The following is a 13409-nucleotide window of genomic DNA, read 5'->3' on the forward strand; positions in this document are numbered from 1 at the left end:
GGCTTTTTTACCGGATTTTGCCAAGGACTGCCGACAGGCGTTCGACCACTTCTGCTTCGGCAACCCCTTCGTTGGCGCCTTCATGAAAGACCGCGCAACTCGCCGCGTTTTCGCCATCAACGCAGCGATAGACCGCCACTACGCTGCCCGGGCCGGCGCCGGAGTGTCCGCTCAACTTCAGATCGCCCATGACCAAACCCTGCATCAGGCCGAGACCGTAGCCCGGGGAAGTCCATGGGCGACCGGGAATCGGGCCGCCGAGGACACGTGCTGTTTGCATCGCTTGCTGCAGTGCGTTTGGCAGAAGGTGCCCGGCCAGCAGACCGTCCAGACAAAGGGCGGCTTCCTCAAGTGGGCCAACCAGCAAGCCGTGATAGACCCAGCCGGGGTCGTAGGATGGCGAGCTTCCCATGTTCACGCCCTGCAGATCGGCTTGCGTTTTGGCGAGGCGTACGCGGGTTAAACTGAGGGGGGTGAACACACGCTCCGTGAGCGCAGCTTCAAGCGTGCGCCCCGTCACGCGTTCAATCAGTCGCACGACGAACAGATAGCCGACGTTTGAATACCGCCAACCGTCCCCGGGTGCATAGCGCAACCGGCTGACATCAAGACGTTGCAGCATGTCATCGGCCGACCAGGGCGTCTCATGGTGGGTCACGGCGTTGTGGTAGTCGGCGAGTTCGCCATAATCCGCCAGCCCGGCCTCATGCCGCAGCAGCTGGCGCAGCGTGAAGGGGCCTTCAGCAACGGTGTCGTCAAGGTTGATCAACCCGTCACGCACCAATGACAGCGCCGCGGCGGCGAGTACGGTTTTGGTAAAGCTCCACCAGGGCACCCTTGTATCCGGCCTTTCAGGCGTTATGAGAGCGCCGTTCGATACAAGGGAACACAGCATGAGTTGACTCTGGGTGGAGGAGGGAGCGAATGGCCCTTGGCTTCTGCTGATCAGGCATGACCCAACGCAATCGCGAACGAGACCACGATCATGCAGGCAAAGGCAAAATTCAGATTCATGAAGTTTTCATCCAAAACATTTGTGATGGCGCCATCTTGAATAGGTCACAAACAAATAAAAAATTCGGCTTCATGATTTGAATCATCGAAAGAATTGATGTCCGGGTGGTTTGTGTTTATCCCGCGCTTTGGCTAGTCTCGCACAAACACGCAATTACGCGCAAAAACGGGCAAAAACATGCACGACTCACACTCAGCCGCCGAACTCCCTCATCTGCGCCGGCAAAAAATCCTGTTGATCCTCGAACGTGACGGCAAGGTCATGGCTAGCGAGCTTAGCCAGCATTTCGCGGTGTCCGAAGATACCATTCGCCGGGATCTGGCGGAACTGGCGACCGCCGGGCTGGTGCATCGGGTGCACGGCGGGGCACTGCCGCGACCCAAGGACACCGGCAAGGATTATTTCACCCGCGTCAGCGAAACCGATGAGGTAAAAACACACCTGGCGCAACTCGCCGCACGCCAGGTAAACAACGGCCAGATTGTGATTTTCGATTCGGGGAGCACGACGCTGCAGATCGCCCGTTCACTACCTTCGGACATTGCCATTACGGCCGTCACCGCGTCCCCGATGATCGCGATCACCCTGGCCGAATACAAAGGCATCACGGTGATTCTGGCCGGCGGACAACTCAACCCCGCGACCCTGTCGGCCAGCGGACATGAAACCCTGCGGCTGATCGAGGGCATCAAGGCTGATTTGCTGTTCACCGGCGTCTGTGCGATTCATCCGGAGGTCGGCATCAGCTCCCTGCATTTCGACGAGGTGCCGGTCAAACAGGCGATGCTCGCCAGCGCCTCCCATGTCGTTGCCGTCACCACCGCCGACAAACTGGGGGCGGTGGAGCCGTTCGTTGTCGCGCCGTGTCAGCGCATTCATACCCTGATCACCGAGCGTCACGTGGCGTCGGGCAATGTCGAGGACTATCAAAAACTCGGGATTGAGGTGGTGCAGGTGGATGCGTGAAGCGCCCCATCAGTACTTCGTGGCTTGGCAGGTCGTCCAATCACTATTGATGACCCAGTGATCGACAAAATCCATGACGGGTTTTTACTGTCCGGCGCCCAAAAGTGAGCTCCGGGTTTGTGCCTGCAAAAAACCGGGCGTTTATGGCGCCCCGAACATCGCCGTCCAGTAAATCCCCGGATCACTCTTCGGATCAACCGCATACGCGGCCCCCAACTCCCGGTACTGTGGGTTCATCAGGTTCGCGCAGTGACCGGCGCTGGACACCCAGCCATCGACCACCTTGCGCACGGTGTCTTGGCCGGCAGCGATGTTCTCGCCGACCTGCCCGCCGCTATAACCGGCCAATTCAGCCCGGTCACCCGGCATGCGGCCATCGCGGTCCTTGTGATCGAAGTAATTGTTGTTGGCCATTGACCGGGCGTGCTCCTCGGCAGCCGTCGCCAGCGTGGCGTTCCAGGCCAGCGGCGTGGTGGCGGCAAAGGATTGCGTGCCGCACTGGCGCGACTGGCTGCGTACGATGTTGAGCTCGGCCAGCAGCTTCTGGCCTTCCGCCTGCCAGTCGCCCAGGCGAGCGCTCAACAGTGGACGCGCCAGCACGATGCGCCACTCGCGGTCCTGGTGGCTGACGCCGACATCGACGAATTGCGGGTCCAGCACGATCTGGCAAAAACTCTCCTGAATCGCTTTCATCGCCGACGGCGCATCACGCGGCCCGGACAGGCTGATCGCCTGTACATTCTTCATCGGATAACCCGCGCTGGCCATTGCCTGCTGCAGATTGCCGACGCTGTTGGCGTTCAGCGCCAGCCGTGGGTCGCCGGCCAGCGGTGGCAGTTCTTGCGATACCTGACCTGCACAGCGCTGCACCTGGCTGCGGTAGAGGTTGATCGAATCAATCAGTTGTTTCTCGTCGGCCGCCAACGCATTCACGGCGAACAACATCCCCAGTGACAACGTGGCAAGACGCATAGCAGATGATTTGAAACGCATGGAAATCCCCTTGAGCTGACTGCGCCCATGATGCGCGATTTCACCCCCGCGAGCGCAATGACTTTTCACTCCCGAAGACAGTTTTTTTGTCCGTCTGTTGGAATGAATTTTGGCAACTACAATCAAGCAAAGTCGCCAGTGCGGCGTGCTTCCGGTTCCGTCCGAAGGGTCGATCATGCGAGTTATCTGGATAGCCACCTGGTTCGCAATAACCCTTCTCGCCGGCCAGGCCATCGCGTCTGAGCAGGAGCAAAAAAAGGAAGTGGCTGAGGACAAGGCCGAGGTCCTTGAGCATAAAGCTGCGGAGAAGGGCACTGATGTACCGGTGCCCAGGTCCGAAGCCATCACCACCTCCGAAGTTCAGGCAGTCGATCCTGCCGGTGCGTCGCCGCTGGACGATGCAATCACCTGTCTGGCCCGCTCCATCTATTGGGAAGCCAAAGGCAAATCGTCCGCCGACATGGAAGCCGTCGCCAGCGTCGTCATGAACCGCCTCGGCCATGAGGGCTTTCCCGATACGGTATGCGCCGTGGTCAAGCAAGGTTCTGAAACCAGGAATTGTCAGTTTTCGTGGTGGTGTGATGGACGCTCGGATCAGGTCCAGGAAGAAACCCAATACGCGATTGCCAAGGAAATCGCGCGCAAGGCGCTCAACAAGCAACTGAACGACCGAACCCACGGCGCGATGTATTTCCACGACAGGAATGTGAAACCCGTTTGGGCCAGGAAATACATCAAGACCACCGAGACCTCGATGTTTCTTTTTTATAAGTCGCGTGGTGGGTCGGCGAAGTAGGAATGTTCGCATGAGCGAGGTCCACGCCATCCTCAAAGCCTATGGCTTCAAACTCGGGAATCCAGGCGTATATTGATAGTGTCGATCCAGATAGTTGAGGCGATAGTAAATCGTCGGTGATGTGACAGGCGAGAGCGCTGGGGGGAGCTAGATATCCCGGAACGTTTGGAGGTGTTACATGAGCCAATATAAACGACTCTTTCTGATAGCCGGTCCAGGCATGCGTGACACCCCGGCGTTGGAGCGAGCTGTCGCCATTGCCGAAGCCACTGGCGCAGCGCTGCACATCACGGTGTTTATCGAAGACTCCCACCTCTTGGGTTTGAAGAGCGCTGGTGCACGTTTTCGTGAGGCTTGTCAGCAAGAGAACCAAAAATGGTTGAAGGATGAGGCCGATCTAATACGCGAGCGCGGGGTCATGGTGAGTACCGAAGTGCTTGTTACGCGAACAGCGCTGCAAGAAATACTTCGGCATGTGGCAGAAATGCAGCCGGATCTGGTTATCAAGGACGTGCAACACGAGTCAGCGCTCAAACGCGTTTTCATTACGCCTCTGGATTGGCACCTGTTGCGCGAATGTCCGGTGGCGGTGCATCTGGTCAGCGAAATCAGGTGTCCACTTCCGCGGGTGGTAGTGGCGGCAGTCGATCCGTCACAACCTGAGACTCAGATCACTGGCATCAACGACCGCATCATCCAGGCGGCGAACGGATTGTCAATGCAATGCAGCGCGGAACTGCATCTGCTGCATGCCTACGATCTATCGCGGACACATATATCCGACGCAGGCGCTGGTGCAGTGACGATGCCAGGTTTCAGCAGCGAAGTGCGCAAGTCACTGCAAAAGTCATTTATTGCATTGGCTGACCACTATGGTGTGCCCACTGAGCGACAACACTTCGTTGAAGGGCCACCTGGCAAAGCGCTGGCCGACTTTGCAGCGCATCACCGGGCCGATGTGATCGTCATGGGAAATGCGCATCGCAAAGGACTGGGCAAATGGGTGGGCAGTACGACGGAGCATGTTCTGTATCAAGTGCCCTGCAACATTTTCGCCGTTACGGGTTCTGCGGATCAGTGAATGGATTCGCTATTAAATGACTCGTAAAGAGCGCCTCAGCGACTGGGGCGGGATTTTTTGAGGGCGCGTGTTGAGATATCCCGGTAGGTATCGCCATCGGTTGCCTCCAAAAGCTCAAATCAAATAGCGTATGCCGACATGCCAGCAGCTTGTCCGCCGGTCGCTCCTCGCCGACTCCGGCCATCCGCGACCAGCTGCAATCGACCCAAAGCAGCCGCTTGCAGATCATCCCCGGGCCGTTCACGCTCATACCTGATCCATAACCTCGGTCACCCCCCGGTCCTCACCCAGGAACCCGCCACTCTGATGGTGCCACAGCCGCGCATAGAGGCCGTTCCTGGCGAGCAATTCGGTGTGGGTGCCCTGTTCGATGATGCGTCCATCATCCATGACAATAAGTCGATCCATCGCCGCAATCGTGGACAGCCGATGGGCGATGGCGATGACGGTTTTGCCCTTCATCATTTCATCGAGGCTTTCCTGAATGGCCACTTCGACTTCCGAATCCAGCGCGCTGGTAGCCTCGTCAAGTAGCAGGATCGGGGCGTTCTTGAGCATCACTCGGGCAATCGCGACGCGCTGGCGCTGGCCGCCCGAAAGCTTGATGCCGCGCTCGCCCACCAAGGTGTCGTAGCCGCTGTGACCTTGCCGGTCGCTCAGTTGGCTGATGAACTCATCGGCCTGGGCATTGGCCGCGGCACTGCGGATTTGTGCGTCGCTTGCATCGGGTCGGCCGTAGGCGATGTTGTCGCGAATGGAACGGTGCAGCAGGGAAGTATCCTGGGTGACCATGCCGATGGCGCTGCGCAGACTGTCTTGTGTCACGTGCGCAATGTCTTGCCCGTCAATGCGAATCTGCCCGCTGTCGACATCATAAAAGCGCAGCAGCAAGTTGATGAGCGTGGATTTTCCCGCGCCGGAGCGGCCTACCAGGCCGATTTTTTCGCCCGGGCGAATGTTCAGGCTCAAGCCATCGAGCACTTGGCGTTCGCCATTGTAGTTGAAGCTCACATTGTCGAAGGTTACCGCCCCGCCGGAGGTCACCAGCACGCCCGCGTTCGGCGTATCCTGCACCTTGGGGCCGCGGGTAAGGGTTGTCATGCCATCCTGCACGGTGCCGATGCTCTCGAACAGAGAAGTCATTTGCCACATGATCCAGTGCGACATGCCGTTGATACGCAACGCCATGGCGGTAATCGCCGCCACGGCACCTGTGCCGACTTCGCCCAGGTGCCACAGCCAAAGTGCATAACCGCCTGCTGCCATGATCAACGCCACCACCAACGCTTGGTTGACGATCTCGAATTGGCTGACCAGGCGCATCTGGCGAAAGCCGGTCTGCTTGAAATCCTCCATGGCCGCGCGCGCGAAGTGCGCTTCACGATTGGAATGGGAGAACAGTTTCACTGTCGTGATGTTGGTGTAGGCGTCTGAGATACGTCCGGTCATCGAGGAGCGCGCATGAGCCTGTTCCTGTCCGACTTTCCCCAAGCGGGGCACGAAGTAGAGCATGGCCAGCCCGAACAACACGATCCAGGCAACGAAAGGCAGCATCAGTTTCAGTGCGAAGCCGCCGGCCAGTGCGATGATCGCGATGAAATACACCCCGATTCCGGGTGCGATCTCGATAAGGGTGAACAGCACGTCGCGCACGGCCAGCGCAGTCTGCATCACCTTGGTGGTGACCCGGCCGGAGAACTCATCGGAAAAGAACGAAAGGCTTTGCCGCAGCATCAGGCGGTGGAAGTCCCAACGCAGCCGCAACGGCAGATTGATCGCCAATATCTGGTGCTGCACCATGGTACGCAACGCCACCAGCCCGATGCTGGTCAGCATTACGATGCCCATGCCCCACAACACGCGACTTTCCTGCGCAGCCGCATCACCACCGGCTTGCCAGGTCGAGAGCAGATCCACGACCTGGCCGAGGAAAGAAAACAGCCAGGCTTCGTAGATCGACACACCGGCACTGAGCAGCGCAAACGCGAGAATATAGCCGCGGGCGCCCCGTGTGCACGCCCAAAGGAATCGAGCCAGGCCTTCGGGTGGCGGTGGTACCTCGTCGGGCGGGAAGGGGTCGAGTTTTTGTTCAAGTGCGCGAAGCATGGTGGTCTCCGAAACGATCAAGTTAAGGAGATTCTGCCATTTAAAGGTTGCTTTGAGGGTTATGTGGATTGGCGGGTATGACGCTATTGGCATGTTGCCCTGGACGTCGGGTTGCCGAGCGGGGGAACTCAGACATTGTTTAAGTCCAAGTCGGCGGGGCCAAGACGGGCGGTCTCGGAGCGCCGCTCTCGACTCATAGCAGGCATCTGAACCGCATTGATCGACAGAGAAGGACGATTGCTGCCTGTCGCGATGGGCAACAATCGATCAACACCCCTTGCCTAACGCCCAATGCTGTGGCGCAAATCAGGGTATCGGTGCCGACGCTTTCACAGCGATTGCAGGCTGGCTTTGATGCTAGTGACCACACGGTTACGGCCTTCGTGTTTAGCGTGATACAGGCGTTGATCGGCTGTACGCAGAATGGCCTCGATGGTGTCGCCGTCGCGGCCGGATTGCGATACGCCGATGCTCACTGTGACCACGGTTAACCGCTGCAGACCATGAAAAGAATTATTTGCAACGGTGCTTCGCAGACGCTCAGCGATTACGTGCGCGCCTTCAAGTGAAGTCTGAGGTAGCAGAATCATGAATTCTTCCCCGCCCACTCGGGCTACGCCGTCATACGGCCGGATCGAATCGAGGCATTTCTCCACGAAATCCTTCAGGATGTCATCGCCAACCTGATGCCCGAAGCGATCGTTGATGGACTTGAAATTATCCAGATCGAGTGCCAACACGGAGAACGGCTCACCGCCGCGCTTGGTCCGGCCCATTTCGACTTCGACCCGCTCCATGAACCGACGCCGATTATCAGCGCCAGTCAGTGGATCGGTCGCCGCAAGGTGTCCGAGTTCTTGATTGGTGCGCTGGAGTTCCTGCAGGGCGCTCTCGGTATACGCCATCGCTTCGGCAAGACGCACCATCAGCTCCTCTTGGCTGTAAATCTTCGAGAACGACCGCGTAGTGAGGAACGCTTGCACGACCCCATAGCTCAACATGAAGAATCCACCGGCGAAGATCGCATGAGCGAGCCACCACATGTGGTTCCACGGACGTGCAAGGATGAAGGCAAGCGATGACAGCGCGAACGCGGTGACCGAGATGACAAAAATCATCATCAGCGGCGAACGGATACGGCGCAGCAGGAGCATCACCACGGTCAATGTGGAAAGTACGAGGGCACCACCCTCCATAGAGAGGCGCACCGCGAGGTTGCCGGCGATCGGCGAATTCGCGACATACGCCACTGCCACGTCAACCAGCAGGAACAGTCCTATCCAGGTCAACCACGGACGGGCCTTCATTCGTTGGTCCGCGGCATCAGGTGGGCGGTGGTACGACAGCATTCCAATTAACAGCAGAATCGACATGACCAGTCGAGAGGCCGGTCCATAAAGCAGGAAGAGCCAGATATTGTGGTGTGCTTGCCCGGTGAACGCACCATGCAACGCGTAGATCAGTACAAAACCGAGAAAACCAAGCGTCATCCATCGCAGCAGTGGATCTCCCGATGACTGATAGCAGCGCCACGTGACGTAAGTAACAAACAAGCCTGCCAAGGTGGCTGCCGTGATCGCAAATATATGGAACAGGTGATTCTCGAATATAAGAGTGGGGTCTTGAAAGAAATACAAGTAGCCAATCAGATAGGCCGGAACAAACGCAAATCCTGCGAGCAGCAAGTAGGCGTAAACCTTGACCATCAGGCGAACGGCTTCAGGTGGCTCGCCGCTGGCGATGAGATTGCTCATGGGTCCCTCCAGGTTCAAATCTATTTAGCCAATACCGGTCCGGTGTTGGCTCCAAAGCCGCCTGCATGCCAAGTGTCCCTTGCCTCATTACGCAGATAGGGGATGGACCGATCTATGGCAGTTCAATATTAGACTCCTTCCCGATTTCTGCTGCACAAGCAGGTAAAAATGTTCACGCGAACACAATTAACCAATAAGGAATGTCTCGTTATTCTCATCGGCGATTTTCGGTCAGTCGTGAGAGGTAGAAATTGGCCGACATCCGCCTGCGATAGCAGCGTATCCCACTGTATGCGCACGCAATGGTTTTGAAAGGCTTCGAGGGCATCTGCCGCCAGCGCGGTTGAGTTCACTGACAGCTAGCCACTTGGTAGCCGATCGAAGAGGAAATCCACTAACGTCTTCACCCTTCGGATCGGCGTGTCAACGGTAGTGACCTAAAGAAACGACTAAATTTTGTGATGGATCTCCAGCATCCTGAACGTCACTTTTCCGCCCTCGGTGGGATAGCCGGTGTTGTCCTGCACATACGCACCCGCTTTGAAATACAGTGGTTTGATCTTCCAGCTCGGGTCGATGGTGGTTCTCCAGTTGTATCCTGCTGCGCTGATGCCCAGCGCGCCCTTCGGGCTGAGGTGGATCTGGTAGGAAAAGTTGCTGTTGAGCGGCACACCCGTCGCAATGGTAATGACCTGGCCTTCTTCATCGTCGGGACGTATGCGCACCTTGGCGACAATGTTTCCCGTCGAAGTCGACGTTTTGTACTGGTATTCCAGCTTCACCATGGGGCTGTTGCTGTCCTTGTTGTGAATCTGGCCAATCACGATCTTGCCGGTGCTCGGAACCTGATTCACGGCCAGACTCGCCCGCAGGGTGTTATCCGCCGCTGAATACTGCCAGTTGCGCAGCGTTCCATCGCTATAGGTTTCCCGCAACTCGGTACGCGGGTAAATAGCGTTGGCCGTCCTGGAACCGGTCACAGGTGCCCAGAAGGAAAGGGTAGCGGCTTCAGAACTGAAATACTGGTCCTTGAACCCTTGCGCCAGTCGAGGCGTTTCTATGGTGGCCGGTGGGCTGCCTTCAGGGATGCTTAAATTCCAGGTGGCGAGGTCGATCATGTCAAAAATCCTGTATGCGGAGAATGTTGCGGCCACAGTTGCGCTCGAACCTGCGCTATTGAGCTGTGTCAGTTGGGCATGCTGATTAGGAAATTCGTATGGCGGTAGATTGACGTCAAATGTTCGTCGATGGAGTTATTGCAGGCTTTGTGCCCACGGGGGTAACCGTTAGTCGGCTATTTTTGAAGTTGACGGAACTATTGCGGATTGGCTTAACACCGGCAGCGAAGGGGCATAAGCCATCAGCGGTGGACCGGTCGGCCAGGACGAGCGCATGCACTGGACGAAGAACACGCGCAGAATCTGGTTCTGAATAACCGGCGCGCCGCGCCATAAAGACAGGAGACCGCTCATGAGCGACCGAAGCAATTTTGCGCTGTTGAGCTTTGATCCGGCGTTTGCGTCGTTGCGCGATGGCCTTTCGGTCGCTCGGCAGATTGGCGACACACTCTGGGTGGCGAACGACGAAACCACGAGCCTGGAACGCCTGAAAATCCAGGATGCTACGCCCGGCGGCGTCGTAAGGTGCGACGAGCACCAATCATTTCCACTCCTGGAATATCTGGATCTGCCCCTACCGAAACAAGACGCCGAGATCGATATCGAGGGCTTGGCCTATGCCCATGACAGTGGTTACCTCTGGGTGGTGGGCTCCCATAGCCTGAAGCGCAAGAAGGCCGAGGCCGGCACTTCTGCACAGAAGAATATCAAGCGCCTGTCGACGGTAGAGGCGGACGGCAATCGCTTTCTGCTGGCCCGCATCCCTGTGGTGCAGCAGAACGACAGCTATGTACTCGCCAGGAAAGTGGATGCCGATGGACGTACGGCGGCGCAGTTGCAGGGCAACGAAGTCGGTAATGACCTGACCGCGGCGATTGCTGAAGATCCTCAGCTACGCGACTTCCTGCGTATCCCGGGTAAGGACAACGGCTTCGATATCGAAGGGTTGGTGGTGATCGGATCGCGCCTACTGCTGGGGCTGCGTGGACCGGTTCTACGCGGCTGGGCCGTGTTGTTGGAGATCGAACCCGAGCTGGACGACGCCTCGTCTGACACGCTGGTGCTGAAGAAGATCGGTCCGGATGGGCGCCGCTACCGCAAGCACTTCTTCGCGCTCAATGGCCTGGGCTTGCGTGAACTGTGCACCCGCGGTGACGATCTGCTGATCCTGGCGGGCCCCACCATGGAGCAGGACGGTCCGGTAACGGTCTTCCGCTGGCGCGGCGGTTTCGCGTCCGACGAGGAAAGCGTGGTCTTCACCGATCAATTGGAGAAGGTGCTGGAGGTGCCTTTCGGGCAAGGCAACGATCACGCTGAAGGCATGTGTCTGTTCCAATCGGGCGGGCAGCCTGGGGAGGCTCTGCTGATCGTCTACGACTCTGCGGCGGAGAGTCGTAAACACGGCGATACGGATGTGGAAGGGGACCTGTTTATCCTGGATTAGCCACGCTCAATGAAGTGGCAAGGCAGCTCAATAGCCGTCCTCGGAACACACTAAACTACGAAACGCCCGCTGAGCGATGCCTAACGCGCCGCGCACGTTGATGTTTTGCGTGCGCCCGCCATTGGTGAAGCTCCACACGCCGTAGGGCGTTTCGTTTTGGGGTATTCGTTTCGGCACGCTGCCGGATGCCGCTTTCCATGCCCGAAAGATAGCGTCCAATCGCCGTCTGTTATGCGCCTCGATCTTCTATGAAGTCGCCAAGGACTTTCCGGGCGTCAGGATCGACAAGGAACTGGTCGACGCCGTGACCACGCGCATGGTGCTCAAACCGTCGACGCTGGACGTGATCGTCGCCACCAACCTGCACGCCGACATCCTTTCCGATCTGGCCGCCGCGTTGTCCGGCAGCCTGGGCATCGCGCCGACCGCCAACCTGAACCCCTCGCGTAAATTCCCCTCGATGTTCGAACCGATCCATGGCTCGGCCTTCGACATCACCGGCAAAGGCGTCGCCAACCTGATCGCAGTGTTCTGGACGGCGGCAATGATGCTCGAACACCTGGGTGAAGCAGCGGCGGCGAAGCGTCTGATGTCGGCTATCGAGGCGGTGACCGAGAGCGGTCTGCATACCCCGGATCTGGGCGGTACGGCCACCACCCGCCAGATCACGGATGCGGTCATCGAGTTGATCAAACGCTGATTCAAGCTGCGGCACAACGCCAAGGGGCTGATCACCGATCAGACCCCCTTGGCATTTCCTGACAACAATAAAAAATCAGGGCCCTGTCATGAAAAGAATATTCGGCAAACTTGTTTTCCATTTTGCTGGGCATTGCCCCATTCCAGTGGCGGGCATGGTGCTGCTGTTGGGCGTCGACCGGTTCATGTCGGAAGCGCGTGCGATCACCAACACCATCGGTAATGGCGTCGGGACAATGGTCATTGCCAAATGGGTCGGGGCGCTGGACACCGTGAAAATGCACAAGGCGCTGAATGGCGAGGTCGAAGGGGAGAAACCCGCGACGGCTCAGGTAGAGGTTATCTCTGCTCATTCAGCGCTGGGAGCAGGTTCCGTGCTGCCTGCTCGCCAAAAAGCCTCTCAGGCGTAAGGTGTGAGGCGCTGAACAGTGTGATGTTCAGCGCCCGGTTAAAACGGAAGGTGCTCAAAGTTTGTAGCCGATCTGCCGCAACAGGTTCTTGCGCCACAGGATGTCTTCCTCGCCTTCAATGCCACGGGCACAGTAGCCATCCACCACGCCCAGGATCGCTCGCCCTTGATCTGTCTCAGCGAGAATCACTTCAGTCGGATTAGCCGTTGCACAAAAAATGCGGCACACCTCTGGAACCATTTTGACGGCGTTCAACACGTTTACGGGATAGAAGCCATCGTCGAGGAAAATGATGAAGCTATGGCCTGCGCCGATGGCTTGGGCATTGCTCCGGGCCAGTTCGATCATGGCGGTATCGGTGCCGGACCAGCGCACCAGGCAGTTGCCGGAAGCTTCGCAAAAGGCCACGCCAAAGCGGATGCCTGGCACGGCATTGACCAACGCTTCGTGGATGTCTTCGACGGACTTGATGAAGTGGGTTTGACCCAAAATGAAGTTCGTCGCTTCCGGTTTGTCGATTTTCAACGTGATGAGTTGCATCTCGAACGCCTCCTTTCACGATGTCGATACACTTCAGCCTAGCGTGATTACGAGCCCGGCGTTGAGCATCGATGCGCTTGATACTTGAACATACAAAGCGCCCCGGTGCTGACACATTGCAGATACATCAGTGCGGTTTCATGGGCCAGCCCCACACTCATAGCGAGAATTGCCATGTACCGCAAACTGCAGCATGTCGCGAAGTTCCTCAGTCAGAGCGCGCGTTTAATGGTTGGCGTGCCCGATTACGATAACTACGTTGCGCAAATGGCGCTCAATCATCCCGGCGAGCCGGTCATGAGCTATTCGGCGTTTTTCCGTGAGCGTCAGGAGGCCCGTTTCGGCCGTGGGAAATGTAATACCCGTTGCTGCTAGAACTTCGCATAGTTCAACGCATCGACAATGGCCGAGCCGCCGATACCGGTCAGCGTCAGTACCCTAAAGCGTGCAATGACGATCATCTTGCGATGCAACGTCAGTGGCTGTT

General features: G+C 57.7%; 11 protein-coding genes and 2 pseudogenes. 7 read left to right on the forward strand and 6 right to left on the reverse strand.

What is annotated here, in order from left to right; all coding sequences use genetic code 11:
* Positions 1-7: 7 nt before the first annotated feature.
* Complete coding sequence (locus ACA056_RS12530; RefSeq protein ID WP_497273126.1) at positions 8-895, reverse strand: serine hydrolase domain-containing protein; 888 nt, start codon at positions 893-895, stop codon at positions 8-10.
* Positions 896-1192: 297 nt separating this feature from the next.
* Between ACA056_RS12530 and ACA056_RS12535 the strand changes: the two genes are divergently transcribed.
* Positions 1193-1981, forward strand: a complete 789-nt coding sequence (locus ACA056_RS12535; RefSeq protein WP_497273128.1) for a DeoR/GlpR family DNA-binding transcription regulator — start codon at positions 1193-1195, stop codon at positions 1979-1981.
* A gap of 141 nt (positions 1982-2122) precedes the next feature.
* Here ACA056_RS12535 and ACA056_RS12540 read toward each other — a convergent pair whose 3' ends face one another.
* On the reverse strand, positions 2123-2974 hold the full coding sequence (locus ACA056_RS12540; RefSeq protein ID WP_497273130.1) for a CAP domain-containing protein: 852 nt from the start codon (positions 2972-2974) through the stop codon (positions 2123-2125).
* Between the two features lie 175 nt (positions 2975-3149).
* Here ACA056_RS12540 and ACA056_RS12545 point away from each other — a divergent pair, with 175 nt between their 5' ends.
* Both ACA056_RS12545 and ACA056_RS12550 read left to right on the forward strand, forming a co-directional pair.
* Positions 3150-3770 (forward strand): cell wall hydrolase, encoded by a 621-nt coding sequence (locus tag ACA056_RS12545; RefSeq protein ID WP_497273132.1) that lies wholly within the window; start codon positions 3150-3152, stop codon positions 3768-3770.
* A 178-nt stretch (positions 3771-3948) separates the two neighbouring features.
* Positions 3949-4851 carry a universal stress protein gene (locus tag ACA056_RS12550; RefSeq protein ID WP_497273134.1) on the forward strand — a complete coding sequence of 301 codons (903 nt, stop codon included), beginning with the start codon at positions 3949-3951 and terminating at the stop codon, positions 4849-4851.
* Between the two features lie 246 nt (positions 4852-5097).
* On the opposite strand, the gene ACA056_RS12555 is transcribed toward ACA056_RS12550, so the two are convergent.
* The 3 genes from ACA056_RS12555 to ACA056_RS12565 form a co-directional block, all read right to left on the reverse strand.
* A complete protein-coding gene (locus tag ACA056_RS12555; RefSeq protein WP_497273136.1) occupies positions 5098-6957 on the reverse strand; it encodes an ABC transporter ATP-binding protein in 1860 nt (619 codons plus the stop codon).
* A 329-nt stretch (positions 6958-7286) separates the two neighbouring features.
* Positions 7287-8711, reverse strand: coding sequence for a GGDEF domain-containing protein (locus ACA056_RS12560; RefSeq protein WP_497273138.1), 1425 nt, complete (start codon positions 8709-8711; stop codon positions 7287-7289).
* Positions 8712-9160: 449 nt separating this feature from the next.
* Complete coding sequence (locus tag ACA056_RS12565) at positions 9161-9829, reverse strand: polysaccharide lyase family 7 protein (RefSeq protein WP_497273140.1); 669 nt, start codon at positions 9827-9829, stop codon at positions 9161-9163.
* A 352-nt stretch (positions 9830-10181) separates the two neighbouring features.
* Between ACA056_RS12565 and ACA056_RS12570 the strand changes: the two genes are divergently transcribed.
* The 3 genes and pseudogenes from ACA056_RS12570 to ACA056_RS12580 form a co-directional block, all read left to right on the forward strand.
* Positions 10182-11273 carry a DUF3616 domain-containing protein gene (locus ACA056_RS12570; RefSeq protein ID WP_497273142.1) on the forward strand — a complete coding sequence of 364 codons (1092 nt, stop codon included), beginning with the start codon at positions 10182-10184 and terminating at the stop codon, positions 11271-11273.
* A 226-nt stretch (positions 11274-11499) separates the two neighbouring features.
* Positions 11500-11973: pseudogene (locus ACA056_RS12575) on the forward strand (isocitrate/isopropylmalate family dehydrogenase); the annotation flags it as partial.
* 139 nt (positions 11974-12112) lie between these two features.
* A pseudogene (locus ACA056_RS12580) lies at positions 12113-12382 on the forward strand (C4-dicarboxylate transporter DctA); the annotation flags it as partial.
* A 54-nt stretch (positions 12383-12436) separates the two neighbouring features.
* Here ACA056_RS12580 and ACA056_RS12585 read toward each other — a convergent pair.
* Positions 12437-12922, reverse strand: a complete 486-nt coding sequence (locus tag ACA056_RS12585; protein ID WP_497273144.1) for an adenosine-specific kinase — start codon at positions 12920-12922, stop codon at positions 12437-12439.
* Between the two features lie 174 nt (positions 12923-13096).
* Here ACA056_RS12585 and ACA056_RS12590 point away from each other — a divergent pair, with 174 nt between their 5' ends.
* Complete coding sequence (locus ACA056_RS12590) at positions 13097-13297, forward strand: YbdD/YjiX family protein (protein WP_033054429.1); 201 nt, start codon at positions 13097-13099, stop codon at positions 13295-13297.
* Positions 13298-13409: the final 112 nt, after the last annotated feature.

It is taken from the genome of Pseudomonas sp. LBUM1666, assembly GCF_059695775.1.

What these genes read in the sequence shown, in the direction of transcription:
- ACA056_RS12555 (WP_497273136.1), bottom strand. Translation starts at nt 6,957, where the DNA reads ATGCTTCGCGCACTTGAACAAAAACTCGACCCCTTCCCGCCCGACGAG.
- ACA056_RS12535 (WP_497273128.1), top strand. Translation starts at nt 1,193, where the DNA reads ATGCACGACTCACACTCAGCCGCCGAACTCCCTCATCTGCGCCGGCAA.
- ACA056_RS12585 (WP_497273144.1), bottom strand. Translation starts at nt 12,922, where the DNA reads ATGCAACTCATCACGTTGAAAATCGACAAACCGGAAGCGACGAACTTC.
- ACA056_RS12590 (WP_033054429.1), top strand. Translation starts at nt 13,097, where the DNA reads ATGTACCGCAAACTGCAGCATGTCGCGAAGTTCCTCAGTCAGAGCGCG.
- ACA056_RS12560 (WP_497273138.1), bottom strand. Translation starts at nt 8,711, where the DNA reads ATGAGCAATCTCATCGCCAGCGGCGAGCCACCTGAAGCCGTTCGCCTG.
- ACA056_RS12530 (WP_497273126.1), bottom strand. Translation starts at nt 895, where the DNA reads ATGCTGTGTTCCCTTGTATCGAACGGCGCTCTCATAACGCCTGAAAGG.
- ACA056_RS12565 (WP_497273140.1), bottom strand. Translation starts at nt 9,829, where the DNA reads ATGATCGACCTCGCCACCTGGAATTTAAGCATCCCTGAAGGCAGCCCA.
- ACA056_RS12570 (WP_497273142.1), top strand. Translation starts at nt 10,182, where the DNA reads ATGAGCGACCGAAGCAATTTTGCGCTGTTGAGCTTTGATCCGGCGTTT.
- ACA056_RS12550 (WP_497273134.1), top strand. Translation starts at nt 3,949, where the DNA reads ATGAGCCAATATAAACGACTCTTTCTGATAGCCGGTCCAGGCATGCGT.
- ACA056_RS12545 (WP_497273132.1), top strand. Translation starts at nt 3,150, where the DNA reads ATGCGAGTTATCTGGATAGCCACCTGGTTCGCAATAACCCTTCTCGCC.
- ACA056_RS12540 (WP_497273130.1), bottom strand. Translation starts at nt 2,974, where the DNA reads ATGCGTTTCAAATCATCTGCTATGCGTCTTGCCACGTTGTCACTGGGG.